The following is a 16,900-nucleotide window of genomic DNA, read 5'->3' as shown; positions in this document are numbered from 1 at the left end:
CCTTCACCGTCGCCGGGACGCCATCGAGCGAGCCGACCGGCTCGTCCTGGCTCCAGCGGTCGGTGGACGCCTTGGCGGCGGCGCGCGCCGCGTCGGGGTCGAGCAGATAGAGCGCCTTGATGTGCGGCTCCCAGGCCGCGACATGCGCCAGCACCTCCTCCATCACTTCGGATGGCGAGAACTGGCGCGCGCGATAGCCGGCGATCAGATCGACCGCCGCCAGATCATGCAGCGAGGTAATCTCCTGTGAGATCGCTTTATGCATGGGAGCCTTCGGGAAGCCGGGTTTCGATGATGCGGGCAAACATGCTGGCGCCGATCGGCAGGATCTTGTCGTCGAGCACGTAGCCGGGATTGTGCACCGGCACCTCACCGTCATGTCCGACCCAGAAATACGCGCCAGGAATCGATTGCAGCATATCGGCGAAGTCCTCGCTGCCCATCTTCGGCGTCGTGCGGGTGATCACCTTGGACGGATCTACCACCGTGCGCGCGACGTCCTCGACCACCTTGCTCTGCGCTTCCTGGTTCACCAGCACGCTGAAGGTGTCACGGATGTCGGCATCGATCTCGCAATTATAGGCGACCGCCATGCCGGCGCAGATCGCGCGCATGCGCTCGCGGATCAAAGCGCGGGTGCCGTCGTCGAAGGCGCGGACGGTGCCGCACAGCCAGGCGTCGCCGGGAATCACATTGTAGGCGGAGCCGGCATGGATCTGGGTGATCGACACCACCGCCGGATGCAGCGGATCGACGTTGCGGCTGACGATGCTCTGGATCGACTGCGCCAGCGCGGTCGCGATCACCACGGCGTCCTTGGACCGCTCCGGCATCGCGCCATGCGCGCCGTATCCGGAAATACGGATGTCGAAGAAGTCGGCGCCGGCCATCGCCGGTCCTGGCAGGATCGCGATCTCGCCATGCTTGAGGTCGGGCGCGTTGTGCAGGCCATAGAGCTCGTCGCAGGGGAACTGCTCGAACAGGCCGTCCTTGATCATGGCGCGGGCGCCGCCGAGGCCTTCCTCGGCCGGCTGGAAGATGAAATGCACGGTGCCGTTGAAATTGCGGGTCTCGGCGAGATAGCGCGCGGTGCCGAGCAGCATGGTGGTGTGGCCGTCATGGCCGCAGCCGTGGAAGCGGCCCGGAACGGTCGACCGCCACGACAGGTTCGTATTCTCCTCCATCGGCAGCGCGTCCATGTCGGCACGCAAGCCGATCTTCTTGGCGCCGTTGCCGCCCTTGCCCTTGAGCACACCGACAACGCCGGTGCCGCCAAGGCCACGATGCACCTCGATGCCCCATTGCGCGAGCTTCTCGGCGACGATGCCCGACGTGCGTACCTCCTCGAAGCCGATCTCGGGATGGGCGTGCAGGTCGCGACGGATGGCGGTGAGCTCGTCAGCGTAGCCTTGGATGCGGTCGATGGTGGGCATGGATCTCGTTTCCCTTGGCAGGTGATATCAACGTTACAGAGCGAAGGCCGGACCGTTCGGCTTGAGGCGAATGCCCGGACGCAGCCGTGTCCAGGGCAGGGTGGCGGGATCGGCCGGCATCGCGCCGGGCGCGGCGCAGATCAAAAGCTGCTCGGCGATCGGCTCGAAATCGGCGCGGAAATGCACCGAGCTCTTGTTGACTAGGATCGCCTGCTCGGTCGGCTCGATGCCGACGAACCGGAACATCTCCTGATCTGCGAGCTGCGCCTTGTGAGACACGACAACGACGCTGATATCGCCGATCCGAAGCGCGGCAGAGGGACCCATTTCCATCTTGCGGCCGCCATAGAACGGTCCAGGCGCGACGAAGCGGCCATCCGACAACTGCTCGACGAGAAAGCTTTCTTCGAACGGCGCGTCGCCGGGAATGCCGGATTTGCCGCCGAGTGACAGGGTGACAGTTGCCCCTGTGCCTGCTGCGTGCGCCGCCAGTGCCGCGCCCGGATCGTAGATCATGCCGATCGCGGCGCGTTGCGCGCGGTTGCGCACCAGCGCGCGCAGCATGCCGGTGGTGTCGGAATCGCCGCCGGCGCCGGGATTGTCCTGGGTGTCGGCGATCACGATCGGCTTCGCGGCGTTCTTCGCCAGCTCCATGGCTTTGCGCACGCCGTCGTCGGGCGAATAGATCTGGCCCGCGAAATCGTTCTCATGGCCTGTGACGAGTGCCGCGATTGCATCCGCCGCCGCGTCCGCATCGGCTTGGGTCTTGCCGTAAGCAAACACGCTCGGGCCGCAATGGACGAAGTCGGCGGCCGGAAAGCCCGGCGCGAAGGACAAGGTCGGCACCGCGTCGCTCTGATAGGTCGCAAGCGTCTCGTAGATACCTTTGGCCGGCTGGTCGTTGGTGCATTGCCAGCTGATCGGAATCAGGAACGGGAGCTGGCGGAACGCCTTCGCGAAGCACTGGCCATCCAACAACAATGCCATATGCTCTGCTGCCGCGCGGCCGGTGTCGGCCATGTCGGTGTGGGGATATTTGCGGTAGGCGATCAGCGCATCCGCATTGTCCATCATCTGCGGCGTGACGTTGGCGTGGAGATCGAGGCTCGCAACCAAGGGGACGCTGGGGCCGATCACCTTACGCACGCGCGCCAGAATTTCGCCTTCGCCATCATCATAATGCTCTGATACCATGGCGCCGTGCAGATCGAGATAGACGCCGTCGAGTTTGCCGGCCGCCTTGATGCGATCGACCATGACACCGACGATCCGCTCGAACGCGTCCTCGGTGACGTGGGCCGACGGGCTCGCATAGCAGGCGATGGTCGGCACCACCTCCCAACCCTTGGCTTCGGCAATGTCGATGAAGCCGGCCTGACCGGCATTGATGTTGCGCATCGTGGTCAGCACGTTGGCCGCGTCGGCGATGGTCGGCCTGCCGCTGCCATGCATGAAGGCGTCGTAGTCCGCCTTGGTCGGCGCGAAGGTATTGGTCTCGTGCAGGAAGCCGCCGGTGGCGATGCGGGTCATTCAGTCGGGCCTCGTGCCGTGGGTGCGCCAACGGACGTTAGACCGTGCCTCGCGGGCTGTGCAAGCAATCGAGCGATGCCGATTTGCATGGGTTTCCCGTCTTTGCGAGGAGTGCTCGCAATGACCGAAAAAACTACGCCACCGCTTCTGCCACGGGGCGGAAGTTGGCAAAGTCCCAGTTGCGGCCAGGCGCCGCATCCAAGAGCGCGCGGGTGTAGTCCTGCTTCGGAGCAGTCAGCACGTCGCCGGCGGGGCCTTGTTCGACGATGCGGCCTTTCTGCATCACCACCACGTCGTCGCAGATCTGTGCCGCAACGCGCAAATCGTGGGTGATGAACAGGATCGCGATGCCAAGCCGGCGCTGGATCTCATCCAGCAGGTCCAGCACCTGCGCCTGCACGGAGACGTCGAGCGCCGAGACCGCTTCGTCTGCGACCAGCACATCCGGATCGAGCGCGAGCGCACGCGCAATGGCGATGCGCTGGCGCTGGCCGCCGGAGAACTGATGCGGGAAGCGCGAAATCGAATCCGGGGGCAGGCCGACCAGCTCCAGCAACTCGCGGGCGCGCGCCAGCGCCTGGCTCCGCGGCGTGCCGTAATTGACCGGACCTTCCGCGATGCTCTCGCCGACCGAGAGGCGCGGATTGAGTGAGCGATAGGGATCCTGGAACACGATCTGGATGCGCTTGCGGTGCGGCTGCAGCAGGCGCCGCGGCAGGATCGAGATCTCGTGACCCGCAAGGCGCACGCCACCGGAGGTCGGATCGATCAGGCGCACGATGCAGCGCGCCACGGTCGATTTGCCCGAGCCGCTTTCGCCGACGATGCCGAGCGTGCGGCCCTTGCGCAAGGTGAGGGTGACGTTCTCTGCGGCGACGACCTCGCGCGCTTTGCCGAGGAAGGATCGCTCGCGATAGACCTTGCCGAGCTCATTGGCCTCGAGCACCACCGGTTCCGTGGTGTCGGGTCGCGGCGGGCGCGGAATCAGGCTCGGCACGGCGGAGAGCAGGTTGCGCGTGTAGTCCATGGTGGGTTGGCGCAGGATGGTGTCGAGCGCGCCGGTCTCGACCAGGCGGCCCTGCCGCATCACGGCGACACGGTCGGCGATCTCGGCGACAACGCCCATGTCGTGGGTGATGAACAGCACCGCGGTGCCGTGATCGCGCTGCAGCTCGCGGATCAGCGACAAGATCTGCTTCTGCGTGGTGACATCGAGTGCGGTGGTCGGCTCATCCGCGATTAGCAGTTTCGGTTCCAGCACCAGCGCCATTGCGATCATGATGCGCTGACGCTGGCCGCCCGAGAGGCGATGAGGATAGGAGCGGAAGATACGCTCGACATCGGGCAGGTGCACCTGCTCCATCATGTCGAGGATGCGCTTGCGGCGGGCGCGGCCATCCAGCGACGTATGCGCGCGTAAAACCTCGTCGATCTGCTTGCCGACCGGCACCACCGGATTGAGCGCGGTCATCGGCTCCTGGAAGATCATCGCCATGGTGGTGGCGCGCAATTGCCGCAGGCGGCGATCGGTCGCGGTGAGAAGCTCTTCGCCGACCAGCTTGATGCTGCCACTCACGGGTTGCAGCGCGTTCTTCGGCAGCAGGCCCATGGTGGTCAGCGAGGTGACCGACTTGCCGGAGCCGCTTTCACCGACCACGCAGAGCGTCTCGCCCTTGGCGACCTTGATCGAGACGCCGTCGATGATGCGTAGCCCGGCGGTGGCCCTGGTCTTGCCGAGCGCGACGACGAGGTTGTCGATGTCGAGGATGGTGTCGGTCATATCAGCAACTCTCTGCCGTCATTGCGAGGAGCGTAAGCGACGAAGCAATCCAGTCTGGTTTCGTGGAACGATGCTGGATTGCTTCGCTTCGCTCGCAATGACGGTGTACGGAGGCAGTCTCACTTGCCGCCCTCCCGCTGCTTCATGCGCGGATCGAGCGCGTCGCGGGCTGCGTCGCCGATCAGGTTGATGCTGAGGATCGCGATCGAGAGCAGCAGGCCCGGCCAGAAGATCAGCGACGGCTTGACCTGGAAGAAGGAGCGGCCCTCGGCCATGATGTTGCCCCAGGTCGGGGTCTCCGGGCTGATGCCGGCGCCGAGGAAGGACAGGATCGCCTCGGTGAGGATGGCGGAGGCGCAGACATAGGTGCCCTGGACGATCAGCGGCGCGATCGTGTTCGGCATCAGATGCCGCCACATGATCTTGGGCAGCGAGGAGCCGAGCGAGATCGCGGCCTCGACATAGGGCTCCTCGCGCGCGGTCAGCACGACCGAGCGCACCAGGCGCGCCACGCGCGGGATCTCCGGAATGGTGATCGCGATCATCACGGTGGTGATGCTGGCTCCGGACAGCGAGACCACGGCGATGGCGAGCAGGATGGCCGGGATCGCCATCAGGCCGTCCATCACGCGCATCATCACGGCATCGATCCATTTGAAGAAGCCGGAGACGAGCCCGATGAGGAGGCCGAGCACGACCGAGAACAAGGCCGCGCCGACCCCGACCAGCAGCGAGATGCGGCCACCATAGATGACACGCGACAGCAGGTCGCGGCCATAGGCGTCGGTGCCGAGCAGGAACTGCGCGCTCGACGGCTTCAGCCGCTGCGCCGGCGCCAGCAGCAGCGGATCATGCGGCGCGAGCAGCGGTGCCGCCACCGAGATGAGCACGATCAGCGTAAGGCAGATGGTCGCGGTCGCGATGATTGGGGTCGAGGTGAGGAAGCCGAACCGGACCCGCAGCCGCGAGGTGACCGGGATGGACGGCTCGGGATGGGTGACGATCGCCATCGATGACAGGCCTCTAGTAGCGGATGCGCGGGTCGAGCAGGGAATAAGCGAGGTCGATCACCAGATTGACCGCGAGATAGATGAAGGAGGTCAAAAGGATCATGCCCTGGATCACCGGATAGTCGCGCGCCAGCACCGCATCCACGGTCAGGCGTCCAATGCCGGGCAGGTTGAACACGCTTTCGGTGACGACGACGCCGGAGATCAGGAGCGCGAAGCCGGAGCCGATCACGGTAATCACAGGCACGGCGGCGTTGCGCAGCGCATGGCGCAGCAGCACGGCGACCTCGTTGACGCCCTTGGCGCGCGCGGTGCGGACGAAATCCTCGCCGAGCACGTCCAGCATCGCCGCACGCGTCATGCGCGCAATCAGCGCGACGTAGATGAAGGAGAGCGCGCAGGTCGGCAGGACGAGGCGCTCCAGGAACTGACCGAGTCCTGAGGATAGGCTCTTGAAGCCCTGCACCGGCAGCCAGCGCAAATCGAGCGCAAACACCTTGATCAGCAAGTAGCCGATCACGAACACCGGCACGGAGAAGCCGAGCACCGACAGGCCCATCACGAAGCGATCGATCCAGGTGCCGTGCTTCCAGGCCGCGAGGACACCGAGCGGCACGGCGACGACGATCGACAGGATGATGGTGGCGATCGCGACCGACAAGGTCGGTTCGACGCGCTGGCCGATCAACTTCAAGACCGGCACATGCGAGATCAGCGACACGCCGAGATCGCCATGCAGAAGCTGGTTGATCCAGTTCAAGAACTGCAAATAGATCGGCTCGTTGAGGCCGAGCGAGGTGCGGATGCGTTCGAGCTGCTCGGTCGTCGCATTGTCGCCGGCCAGAATCGCGGCGGGATCACCGGGTGTCAGGCGCAGCAGCAGGAAGACGAACAGCGCGACCACGCCCATGACGGGGATCGTGGCAAGCAGACGGCGGAGCAGATATCCGATCATCGGGAGGTCGTTGCCTTCAGCGTGGGCTCGAGGATGTTACACAGCGCCGTGAGTATGCCTGCATGTCACTGATACTCATCGGATACAAGCTCTCCCGGAACGGCGCCGGTTGATGGGTGCAAGGCGCGTGCCATCGTACGGGCGGATTTTTTGATGTCCGGAATCATGAGGCGCGACTCTCACCGGTCGAGAGCGCGCAGATGCGGGACAGGTGCGTATAAGGAAGGTCGGTTTCGCTGGCCCAGGCGTTGAACTGCGCCTGAACCTTGGCGAGATCGCCTTTCGACTTCACCTCCTCGGCGATATCGAGGCCGGCATCGCGCAGGCACGCGACGACATCCCTTGATGTAACGAAGCCGTCGAAGCCGAGGACGCGCAGCAGCATTTGTCCCGTGTTGCCGCCGAGGCGATTGCCGCGCTTGGCAAGGAGATCGAGCAGGCCGATCTCGTCAGATGATGGCCAACTCGCGAGCAATTTGCCGAAGCTGCCGTGTTGCTTTGCAATATCCTGAAGGAACGCGGCGTTGGCGCGCACCGACATGATCTTCGGCGCATTGCGCACGATGCGGGCGTCGCGCAGCAGGCCGTCCCAGTAATCATCGGGCTGGAACAAGAGCTGCGTGGGCTGGAAGCCGAGAAACGCGGTTTCGAAGTCAGGCCATTTGGTTTCGATGACGCTCCAGGCAAAGCCTGCGCAAAATACGCGCTTGGTCATTTCCGCCAGCGCGCGATCATCCCCGAGTTTCGTCAGGGATGTTGCATCGGGAATGGCCGGCAGCAACGCCTCGAGCGCCTTTGGCCCACCTTTCCGTTTCTCCGCCCTGGTTCGGATGGTCTTGAACGAGCTCATGCGCGCCGCGTCACCCTGCTTATCCCATGGAGGACAGCAGAGTTTGCGGCGCACGGCAAGCTGCGTCGACGCGCTGAGCGCAGGTTACGCCAAAGTCGCGAGCAGGCCGGCCATCAGGCGGCCGCGCTCGACCAGGCTGTCGACCTCGATGTGCTCGCTCAGCGTGTGCGCATCGGCGCCGCGCACGCCCAGGCCGTCGAGCGTCGGAATCCCCATCGCGCCGGTGAAGTTGCCATCGGAGCCGCCGCCGGCGGACTGATGCGGCAGCTTCATGCCGATCTGCTCGGCGAGGCTGCGCGCCTTCTCATAGAGCGCCATGGTGCCGGCATCCGCCTCCCATACCGGACGCGTCACGCCGCGGGTGACCTTGAAGCTGACATCGTTGCTGGTTCCGGTGAGCGCCAGCATGCGCTCGACGCCATGATCGAGATCGGCCTGGCGCTTGGCCATGCTGAGCGCTTCGCCGGTTGCCGTGGTCGCGACGCAATTGACCCATTGGCCGCCATGCACGATGCCGACCGAGAAGGTGCAATCTTCCGTCGTCATCGCGTCGATGGCGAGGATCTGCCGCGCCATTTCCCGGATCGCGGAACGCCCAGAGGAGAGCGTGGCGCCGGCGTGGCTCGGCCGTCCCGTTGCTTCGAGATTGAAGCGTGCGATCGCATAGCGGCCGGTGACGACGCCGTTGTCGATGCGGCCCGGCTCCGGCACCAGCACGTATTTGTTGCGCGCCGCCTCGGCCTCGATGATGTCTCGGGTCGAGGGCGTGCCGACTTCCTCGTCCGGCGTGAAAAGCACGGTGATCGGCAGCGGCGTTGCGACCTGCGCCTTCGCCAACTGCCGGATCGCCTCGAGCGTCAGGTAATTGCCGCCCTTCATGTCGAAGATGCCGGGGCCAAAGCATTTGTTGCCCTCGCGCCGCCACGGCAGCTTCGCCAGCGTGCCCACGGGGTGGACGGTATCGAGATGGCCGGCGATCAGGATGCCCGGCTCGCCCTGTTTCGGATGCGGAAAGCGGGCGCGCACGCAGCCGGCAAAGCCCTGACGCCCAGCGATGCGCTCGATGGTCGCACCCATGATCGCCATGTCGCGCGCGGCGAGATCGAGCATGCGCTCGACCGCGGCGGCGTCCCAGGTCGGGCTTTCGCATTCCACCCAGCCGCGCAAACCCTGCAGCATGGTTTCGGTATCAAAGGGAAGATTGGCTGGATTCATGAGAGCTCTCGTTAGGATGTCGCGCGCGAACCATTGCAGCACGAGATGATCTGACGGATGCTTTGTAAAGCGAAAGCTCCGTGGCCGTTAACGGCGTTGTCGGCTGCAGCGGTCATGCGGCAAAAGCGATTGACGCGCAGGGCGACTGGTGCAAGTCTCGAAAGCCGTGCTGTTGCAGGGTGTTAGTTCGCTTCAAGATTGAACTGCACGCACAATGTACTCTACGCACAATGATTGACCGGGCTTTGATCAGTTTGACGCCAGAGCACCACCACGTCAGGAGAGATTGTATGTTCCATACTTCGCGCTGGAAACGCCTAACGCTCGCGACGAGCCTTGCCGTTTCGGTGCTGGCGCTGTCGTCCGCGCTGACCTCGCCTGCGGCGGCCGCGGGCAAGACCATCACCGCGGTCATGCATTCCGACCTGCGGATGCTCGACCCGATCATCACCACCGCCTATATCCAGCGCGACTATGGATACATGGTCTATGACACGCTGCTGGCGACGGACGCGAATTTCAAGATCCAGCCGCAGATGGCGGAGTGGAAAGTCTCCGACGACAAGCTGACCTACACGTTCACGCTGCGCGACGGCCTGAAGTGGCATGATGGTACGCCGGTCACCGCGGAAGACTGCGTCGCCTCGCTGAAGCGCTGGGCCAAGCGCGACGGCATGGGGCAGAAGCTAATGGACTTCACCGCCAGCCTCGACGTCATCGACGCCAAGAGCTTTGCGCTGAAGCTGAAGGAGCCCTACGGCCTGGTGCTGGAATCGATCGGCAAGCCGTCCTCGGTGGTGCCGTTCATGATGCCAAAGCGCGTCGCCGACACGCCGGCGGATCAGGCCATCACCGACCAGACCGGCTCCGGTCCGTTCAAATTCGTCAAGGCGGAATTCCAGCCCGGCGTGAAGGCTGTGTTCGAGAAGAACACCGACTACGTGCCGCGCAAGGAGGCGCCGAGCTGGACCGCCGGCGGCAAGGTCGTGAAGGTCGACCGCGTCGAGTGGATCACGATGGCCGATGCTCAGACCGCGGTGAATGCGCTGCAGTCCGGCGACATCGATTTCATGGAGAACATTCCGTTCGAGATGTTGCCGGTGCTCGAGGCCAATTCCGACCTCAAGATCGAGGTCCTCAACAAATTGGGCTTCCAGACGCTCGGCCGCATGAACTTCACGCTGCCGCCATTCGACAATGTCAAGGTGCGCCGCGCGGCCTTCCTGGCGCTGAACCAGAAGGACGTGCTCGACGCCCTGGTCGGCAACGAGAAGTATCAGCAGGTGTGCGGCGCCGTGTTCGTGTGCGGCACGCCGCTCGCGAGCGACGTCGGGGCCGAAAGCCTGGTCAAGGGCAACGGCATGGCCGAAGCCAAGAAGGAACTCGCGGCATCAGGCTATGACGGCACGCCGATCGCCATCATGGCGCCGGGCGACGTGATCACGTTGCGCGCACAGCCGATCGTGTCGGCGCAGCTGCTGCGCGACGCCGGCTTCAAGGTCGACCTGCAGGCGACCGACTGGCAGACCGTGGTGTCGCGCCGCGCCAGCCAGAAGCCCGTGAAGGAGGGCGGCTGGAACATGTTCTTCACCAACTGGGCCGGCGCAGACGTCGTCAACCCCATTGCCAATGCTTCGCTCAACGGACGCGGCAAGAATGGCGGCTGGTTCGGCTGGGCCGATGATCCGAAGATGGAGCAGATGCGCGACGCCTTCGCGCGCGCGACCTCTGCAGACGAGCAGAAGAAACTTGCGACCGAGATCCAGAAGGAGAACTACGACCAGGTGCTCTACATCCCGCTCGGCCAGTACACGGTGCCGAGCGCGTGGCGGAAGTCGCTGTCTGGCGTGCTCGATGGTCCGGCGACACCGATCTTCTGGAATATCGACAAGAGCGAATAGCCCGTCGTTCGGCGCACAAGACAGCAGGTAGCAGAAGCGCGGCGGATCCATCCGCCGCGCTTTTTTTGTTTGTCGCGCTCAGCAGTGGCTGTCGCGCACCGCCTCAGGGCCTCGACGGTTAACGGGTGGGCAGTCTGCCGCGCCTGAGGCAATTGCAGCTTCAGGTCGGGTCCCGGTTGATGGGGGCGGTCGCTGCGCGGATTGTCGGTGCGTTCGGTCGGCATGATCAGATGCTCCTATCTGGCAGAATAACTTTCCGCAGTGCAACCAGTTCCAGACACGCGGCGCGCGACGCGTGCAACAAAGCGGTGTTCGCGCCGTGATCGCACTTGACCAACGCGGACGCGCGGCAAAGCGATTGACGGCCCCGTGATCTGCTGCAACTCTCGATGACGGCTGATTGACCCAATGTTTGCCTGCCCTGCCCTGCCCTGCCCAGCGCAGCGCGAGCGTACGGTGTCAGCTGAAGGACCGGGTCGTATCAGCACCACCACGCCGAGAGAGATCGCATGCTCAACATCCCGCGCCGGACCCGGTCCGCGCTAGCTTCGTGCCTCGTTTTATCAGCGCTCGCATTGTCGTCGGTCTGGGCATCGCCGGCGTTCGCATCGGGCAAGACCATCACCGCAGTGATGCATTCGGATCTGCGTATCATCGACCCGATCTTCACGCCGGCCTACATCACCCGCGATCATGGCTACATGGTCTATGACACGCTGCTGGCTACCGATGCCAACTTCAAGATCCAGCCGCAGATGGCGGATTGGAAGATCTCGGATGACAAGCTCACTTACACCTTCACCCTGCGCGACGGCCTGAAATGGCACGACGGCGCGCCGGTCACGGCGGAAGACTGCGTCGCCTCGCTGAAGCGCTGGGCTCGCCACGATCCGATGGGCATGAAGCTGATGGAGTTCACCGCTGATATCGAGGCGACCGATGTCAAGACCATCACGCTGAAGCTGAAAGAACCCTATGGGCTCGTGCTCGATTCGATCGGCAAGCCGTCCTCCTACGTGCCGTTCATGATGCCGAAGCGGCTCGCCGAAACGCCGCCTGACCAGCAGATCAAAGAGCAGATCGGCTCGGGGCCGTTCAAATTCGTGCAGTCGGAGTTCCAGCCGGGGGTGAAAGCCGTCTACGTCAAGAACACCGACTATGTGCCGCGCAAGGAGCCGCCGAGCTGGACCGCCGGGGCTAAGGTGGTGAAGGTCGACCGCGTCGAATGGGTGACGATGCCCGATGCGCAGACCGCGGTGAACGCGCTGCAATCGGGCGAGATCGATTTCATGGAATTCCCGCCGCTGGAAATGGAGCCGGTGCTCGCGGCGGATCCCGACATCACGATGGGCGTGCTGAACAAGTTCGGCTACCAGACGCTCGGGCGGATGAACTTCCTCTATCCGCCGTTCGACAATCCGAAGATCCGGCGCGCGGCGTTTCTGGCAATGAACCAGAAGGAGGTGCTCGACGCGCTGATCGGCAATCCGAAATACTACAAGCTCTGCGGCGCTTATTTCGGTTGCGGCACGCCGCTGGAGACCGATGTCGGCAGCGAGACCCTGGTCAAGGGCAACGGGCTGGAGCAGGCCAAGAAGCTGCTTGCGGAGTCCGGGTATGACGGCACGCCGGTCGTCATTCTCGCGCCGGGTGACGCGGCGACGCTCAAGGCCCAGCCGATCGTCGTGGCACAGCAGCTGCGCAATGCCGGCTTCAAGGTCGATCTGCAGGCCACCGACTGGCAGTCGGTGGTGACGCGACGCGCCAGCCAGAAGCCGCCGAAGGAAGGCGGCTGGAATATGTTCTTCACCAATTCGGTGATTGCCGATGTCGGCAATCCGCTGGCCTCGACGTTCCTCGGCGGCAAGGGCAAGCAGGGCCTGTTCGGCTGGCCCGACGATCCCAAGATCGAGCAGCTGCGCGACGCCTATGCGCGCGCCTTGACATCAGAGGATCGGAAGAAGATCGCGATCGAGGTCCAGCAGGAGGCCTACGACGAGGTGATCTACATTCCGCTCGGGCAGTTCTTCAGCCCGAGCGCCTGGCGCAAATCGCTGACCGGCGTGCTCGAAGGACAGGCTGTGCCGGTGTTCTGGAACATCGACAAGAGCGAGTAGCGCATCAAGATGACGAGCTGGCGCGGCCTGCGCGTTGAACGCAGACCGCGACCACCAGCAGCGGGATCGCCAGCGCGATCCAGGACAGGCCCCACCAGATCCCGCCTTGACCGAGCAGCGCCGACAACAGGCCGAATGTGGTCAGGACCGCGAGCACGGATGGCCAGCGCCAGATCCGACTGAAGCCGTAACGCGTGCGCACTTTGATCATTCCGCCGTTTCCGGCGTGAGTGCGGCGCTCGCGGCCGTGTCGCTGTCCAGCAATTTCGTCTCAGCTTCATTCGCCGCAATGCGCCGCGACAGCCATAGATAAAGCCCGCTGCCGAGCACGATGATGGTGACGAGATCGAGCAGCGCCCAGATGATCTTCAGCGGTAGGCCGCCATAGTCGCCGAAATGCAGCGGTCGCGACAATTCGAGCGCGCGCAGATACCAGGGCATGCTAACGACCGCGGCGAGCCTGCCGGTGCGGGCATCGACCAGCGCTGGACGGAACAGCCGCGCGGTCAGCGGCTCGCGACCCTTGGTCCAGACCAGATAATGATAGGGCGAGCCAAACGGCGAGCCTGGGAACACCACGCTGTTCGCGATCATGTCCGGCATCGCTACCTTGACCGTGTCCAGCGCGGCCTGCGGCGAACTCAGCTCTGCGTCCGTCGGCACGGTACTGCCGCGGAACGGCGCGAGCAGGGCCTTGATGTCGGTCATCTGCCAGAGGCCGAACAGCGGCGTCGAGAGTTCGTTGATGATTCCGGTCAGGCCGACCACCGCCATCCAGGCGACAAGCGCGATGCCGGTGAGATTGTGGAGGTCGAGCCATTTCAGGCGTCGTGACCGCGCCACGCGCACGGTGCCGAAATCGAGCCGGCGCATGAAAGGGGAATAGAGCACGACGCCGGAGACGATCGCGACGACGAACAGCAGTGCCATCAGGCCCATGAACAATTCGCCGGGCAGATCGACGAAGAGATCTCGGTGCAGATTGAGCATGATATCGAGGAAGCGGGCGCTGTCGCCGCTGAAGCTCTTCGACTCCCGCATGACCTGCCCGGTATGGGCGTCGAACTTGATCCAATGCGCGGTGCTGCGATCGGCCGTGAACGCGGCCCATGACGGCATCATCGCCACCATGATCTTCGGTTCGTCATCCTCGATGAGGATATTGCCGACGATCTGACCGGGATACAATCCACGCGCGGTGCTGACGACCTTGTCGAGACTGACGCTCGGCGTTCCCTCTGATGCCAATGCGTAAGGCGGTCCATCCTCCAGCCAGCCGGCGATCTCATCGCGGAAGACCAGCGGAAGCCCGCTCACGCAGATCAGCAGCAGGAAGGCGGTACACACCAGGCTCGACCATTTATGCACCCAAAACCAGCGGCGAAAGGCAAGGCGGGACATGCGTGTTCTCACCACTTGTAGCGCAGCGTCGCGATCACCTGGCGGCGCAGGCCGTAATAGCAGCCATTGTCCTGGCACAGCGAGACGTAGGTCTTGTCGAACAAATTGGTGGCATTGACCTGCAGGGAGTAGCCCTTGAATTTCGGGCCGAGCGTCGAGAAGTCGTAATGCACGGCGGCATCGAACAGCGTCACGTCCGGCACCTGCAGCACGGTCGTGCCTGTGATGTTGCCGGCTGTTTCACCGAGATAGCGCACGCCGCCGGAGACACCGAAGCCGTCGAGCTGGCCGCCGTGGAAGGTGTAGTCCGCCCACAGCGAGGCGGAATTCATCGGTATGCCGACGGGGTGCCGTCCGGCCTGCGTTGCGGTGTTGCTGCTGGTGATGACCTGGTCGAGGTAAGTATAGGATGCGAGCAGCGACAGGCCGCGATTGATCTCCGTCTTGGCCTCCAGCTCGATGCCGCGCGAGCGGATTTCGCCGGTCTGGACGACAAACAGGCTGTTGGATGGATCCGGTGTCGTCACGTGCTGCTGCAGCAGGTTGAACGCGGCGATGCTGTACAGGGATTTGGCGTCGGGTTGATATTTGATGCCGACCTCTTCCTGCTGGCCGGTGGTCGGCACGAGCGGACCGCCGCCATTCACGAGGCCGGTCAACTGCGGCTGGAACGACTCGGTGTACTGGATATAAGGCGCCACGCCGTTATCGAACTTGTAGAGCAGGGCGCCCCGCTCGGTCGTGGCGCTGTTCGTCACCTGTGACGATGCCGTCGTCGCCCCGGTCGCCAGTGACCGTGTCAAGGAAGTTTGATCGACCTGGTCCCAGCGCGCCCCGAGCAGTGCCACCCAGTGATCGAACTTGATCTCGTCCTGGGCGTAAAGCCCGATCTGATCGAAGTTCTGGCGGTTCGTCGATGTGAAGGGGATCGTAACCGGCGTGTTGTAGTTTGGGTTGCTCACGCTGATGTCGGGCGCCGACCCGAATCCGGACCTATTGCCATAATTGCCGTTCTGGTAGTCGATACCGAACAAGACGGTGTGCGTCAGCCCGCCAAGCCCGAATTTCGCCTCGAGCTGGTTGTCGATATCGAAGGTCCGCAGGTGATCGTTCTCGGCGAAGGACGACCGCGCCAGGCTGTTCGGATCCCTGGTGGACTGGCCGGTCGGATAGATGGTCGTGATCGAATTGGAAATGTCGCTGTAGCGCACGTTCTGGCGGACCGTGAACACATTGTCGAACCGATGTTCGGCGAGATAGCCGATCTGGCCGCGTTCGCGGCTCTCATGGTCGCTGCTGGGGACGCCCGGGTAGAAGCTGGTCGGAATGTACTGGCCGTTGGGCAGCGGAAACAGCGTCCCGACGCCGTTCTTCGGCAGCTGGTTGAAGAAGCCGGCGTTTGGATCGTTCTGATAGGTGCCGAGGAAGGTGATCGTGGTCTGATTGTCAGGCCGCCAGGTCAAGGACGGCGCGATCATGACCCTCTTGTATTTGACATCGTCGACCTGGCTGCCGACGTCGAAGCCCTCAGTCGTCAAACGGTAGAGGAACTGCTTGTCCTTGTCGATCGGGCCACCGAGGTCGACACCGCTCTGGATGCGACCATAGCTGCCGGTCGAGAGGAACATCTCATGATAAGGCTCTTCCGTCGGCCGCTTGCTGACCATGTTGACGAGGCCGCCCGGTGACGCCTGACCGTAAAGCACCGACGCCGGCCCATGCAGCACTTCGAGCCGCTCGAGGCTGTAGGGATCGACGATTGAGGTCGAGAAGCCCGAGGTGAACAGGCGCATGCCGTCGAGATAGAGATCGGCCTGGAAGCCACGCACATAGATGTAATCGAAGCGGTTGTCGGCACCGGACGTTTCCGCTCGTGTGCCCGAGGTGTAGCGCACGGCTTCTTGAATGTTCTGCACCGCCTGCGCCCGCATCTGGTCCTGCGTCACGACGGAGATGGCCGCCGGCGTTTCGATCAGCGCTGAATCGGTCTTGGTGCCGCTGCCGCTGCGGGACGCCACATAGCCGTCGACATGACCGGTGGCCGTCTCGCCCTCGGCGTTGCCGCCAGCGGACGAAGCCGCCGCTACAGCCGCTGCCGCGCGATGTGCGTTGGCAGAAGCGCGCGCGGCGCTCTGCGCACGGCCGTTCTGCGCTACGCGGGCCGGTTTCGCGCGTCGCTTTGCGGGGCTGTCGACCGTTACCGAAGGAAGCTCCACGGCGCCGCCAGAAGCCGGAGCGCTGGATTGCGCGAACGCCTGCTCGGCGACGCAGATGCAGAGCGCGAGAGAGCTCGATGCGCAGAGCAGACCGAGCGTCCTCTTGTTCATAGTCAGAAGCACTTTGAAATGTCCTCACACGCCTCGGCCAATCCGAAATCACTGGAGGCGTGATTAGCGCAGATGTCGGCTCCGACACATCAGCAGGTACTTAGAAGATATGGACGGATCAATTGCGGCGAGCGAGCATTGGCGTAATGCCAGTCATACTTGCGGTTTTGGAGTTGGACTGATTCTAACTACGCATCGCGTCGGCGCCGGCTGCGGCATCCTCGAACACCGTATGGGCGCGCGGCATCGCCGCCTCGATCACAGCCTCATCCGGAGGAATACACCATTGTGGAAGAACGCTTTTCGCGTGGCGACGTTGCGCAAGGTCGGCGTCTTGAACAGGCCGCAAATAGTTTGGCGCGCTCTGATAGTCCTTGCGCA

The 16,900-nt window shown here is 63.8% G+C and carries 13 protein-coding genes and 1 pseudogene; 2 read left to right on the top strand and 12 right to left on the bottom strand.

What is annotated here, in order from left to right; genetic code table 11:
* The 8 genes and pseudogenes from WA702_RS05755 to WA702_RS05720 form a co-directional block, all read right to left on the bottom strand.
* Positions 1-265, bottom strand: a pseudogene (locus WA702_RS05755) (amidase); the annotation flags it as partial.
* Positions 258-1,433 (bottom strand): M20 aminoacylase family protein, encoded by a 1,176-nt coding sequence (locus WA702_RS05750; protein WP_425109568.1) that lies wholly within the window; start codon positions 1,431-1,433, stop codon positions 258-260. The pseudogene WA702_RS05755 and the gene WA702_RS05750, both read right to left, overlap by 8 nt.
* Before the next feature lie 33 nt (positions 1,434-1,466).
* Positions 1,467-2,963 (bottom strand): M81 family metallopeptidase, encoded by a 1,497-nt coding sequence (locus WA702_RS05745; RefSeq protein WP_425109567.1) that lies wholly within the window; start codon positions 2,961-2,963, stop codon positions 1,467-1,469.
* A 133-nt stretch (positions 2,964-3,096) separates the two neighbouring features.
* Positions 3,097-4,743: an ABC transporter ATP-binding protein gene (locus tag WA702_RS05740; RefSeq protein ID WP_425109566.1), complete on the bottom strand. Its 1,647-nt coding sequence runs from the start codon at positions 4,741-4,743 to the stop codon at positions 3,097-3,099.
* 119 nt (positions 4,744-4,862) lie between these two features.
* Positions 4,863-5,753, bottom strand: coding sequence for an ABC transporter permease (locus WA702_RS05735; protein ID WP_425109565.1), 891 nt, complete (start codon positions 5,751-5,753; stop codon positions 4,863-4,865).
* A 13-nt stretch (positions 5,754-5,766) separates the two neighbouring features.
* Positions 5,767-6,708 (bottom strand): ABC transporter permease, encoded by a 942-nt coding sequence (locus WA702_RS05730; protein WP_425109564.1) that lies wholly within the window; start codon positions 6,706-6,708, stop codon positions 5,767-5,769.
* 163 nt (positions 6,709-6,871) lie between these two features.
* Positions 6,872-7,558 (bottom strand): DNA-3-methyladenine glycosylase I, encoded by a 687-nt coding sequence (locus tag WA702_RS05725; RefSeq protein ID WP_425109563.1) that lies wholly within the window; start codon positions 7,556-7,558, stop codon positions 6,872-6,874.
* An 84-nt stretch (positions 7,559-7,642) separates the two neighbouring features.
* Positions 7,643-8,773 (bottom strand): M20/M25/M40 family metallo-hydrolase, encoded by a 1,131-nt coding sequence (locus WA702_RS05720; protein WP_425109562.1) that lies wholly within the window; start codon positions 8,771-8,773, stop codon positions 7,643-7,645.
* A 290-nt stretch (positions 8,774-9,063) separates the two neighbouring features.
* On the opposite strand from WA702_RS05720, the gene WA702_RS05715 reads away from it, so the two are divergent.
* Both WA702_RS05715 and WA702_RS05710 read left to right on the top strand, forming a co-directional pair.
* Entirely contained in the window at positions 9,064-10,674 is a 1,611-nt protein-coding gene (locus WA702_RS05715; RefSeq protein ID WP_425109561.1) for an ABC transporter substrate-binding protein, read from the top strand.
* Between the two features lie 509 nt (positions 10,675-11,183).
* Positions 11,184-12,791: an ABC transporter substrate-binding protein gene (locus WA702_RS05710; protein ID WP_425109560.1), complete on the top strand. Its 1,608-nt coding sequence runs from the start codon at positions 11,184-11,186 to the stop codon at positions 12,789-12,791.
* Between the two features lie 4 nt (positions 12,792-12,795).
* On the opposite strand, the gene WA702_RS05705 is transcribed toward WA702_RS05710, so the two are convergent.
* From WA702_RS05705 to WA702_RS05690, 4 genes are all read right to left on the bottom strand, one after another.
* Positions 12,796-13,002 carry a hypothetical protein gene (locus WA702_RS05705; RefSeq protein ID WP_425109559.1) on the bottom strand — a complete coding sequence of 69 codons (207 nt, stop codon included), beginning with the start codon at positions 13,000-13,002 and terminating at the stop codon, positions 12,796-12,798.
* A complete protein-coding gene (locus WA702_RS05700) occupies positions 12,999-14,192 on the bottom strand; it encodes a PepSY-associated TM helix domain-containing protein (RefSeq protein ID WP_425109558.1) in 1,194 nt (397 codons plus the stop codon). The genes WA702_RS05705 and WA702_RS05700 overlap by 4 nt, the downstream gene beginning before the upstream one ends.
* Positions 14,193-14,200: 8 nt before the next feature.
* Positions 14,201-16,531, bottom strand: coding sequence for a TonB-dependent siderophore receptor (locus WA702_RS05695; protein ID WP_425109557.1), 2,331 nt, complete (start codon positions 16,529-16,531; stop codon positions 14,201-14,203).
* Positions 16,532-16,703: 172 nt separating this feature from the next.
* Positions 16,704-16,900, bottom strand: a 197-nt coding sequence (locus WA702_RS05690) for a hypothetical protein (RefSeq protein ID WP_425109569.1), incomplete at its 5' end; no start/stop codon positions are given.

It is taken from the genome of Bradyrhizobium sp. (assembly GCF_049798375.1).
Classification (GTDB): Bacteria; Pseudomonadota; Alphaproteobacteria; order Rhizobiales; family Xanthobacteraceae; genus Bradyrhizobium.
This window is presented reverse-complemented; position numbering and strand designations above follow the sequence as displayed.

Excerpts from the sequence above, each read along its gene's own strand:
- WA702_RS05720 (WP_425109562.1), bottom strand. The coding sequence starts at position 8,773 with ATGAATCCAGCCAATCTTCCCTTTGATACCGAAACCATGCTGCAGGGT.
- WA702_RS05750 (WP_425109568.1), bottom strand. The coding sequence starts at position 1,433 with ATGCCCACCATCGACCGCATCCAAGGCTACGCTGACGAGCTCACCGCC.
- WA702_RS05700 (WP_425109558.1), bottom strand. The coding sequence starts at position 14,192 with ATGTCCCGCCTTGCCTTTCGCCGCTGGTTTTGGGTGCATAAATGGTCG.
- WA702_RS05740 (WP_425109566.1), bottom strand. The coding sequence starts at position 4,743 with ATGACCGACACCATCCTCGACATCGACAACCTCGTCGTCGCGCTCGGC.
- WA702_RS05705 (WP_425109559.1), bottom strand. The coding sequence starts at position 13,002 with ATGATCAAAGTGCGCACGCGTTACGGCTTCAGTCGGATCTGGCGCTGG.
- WA702_RS05745 (WP_425109567.1), bottom strand. The coding sequence starts at position 2,963 with ATGACCCGCATCGCCACCGGCGGCTTCCTGCACGAGACCAATACCTTC.
- WA702_RS05710 (WP_425109560.1), top strand. The coding sequence starts at position 11,184 with ATGCTCAACATCCCGCGCCGGACCCGGTCCGCGCTAGCTTCGTGCCTC.
- WA702_RS05730 (WP_425109564.1), bottom strand. The coding sequence starts at position 6,708 with ATGATCGGATATCTGCTCCGCCGTCTGCTTGCCACGATCCCCGTCATG.
- WA702_RS05735 (WP_425109565.1), bottom strand. The coding sequence starts at position 5,753 with ATGGCGATCGTCACCCATCCCGAGCCGTCCATCCCGGTCACCTCGCGG.
- WA702_RS05715 (WP_425109561.1), top strand. The coding sequence starts at position 9,064 with ATGTTCCATACTTCGCGCTGGAAACGCCTAACGCTCGCGACGAGCCTT.
- WA702_RS05725 (WP_425109563.1), bottom strand. The coding sequence starts at position 7,558 with ATGAGCTCGTTCAAGACCATCCGAACCAGGGCGGAGAAACGGAAAGGT.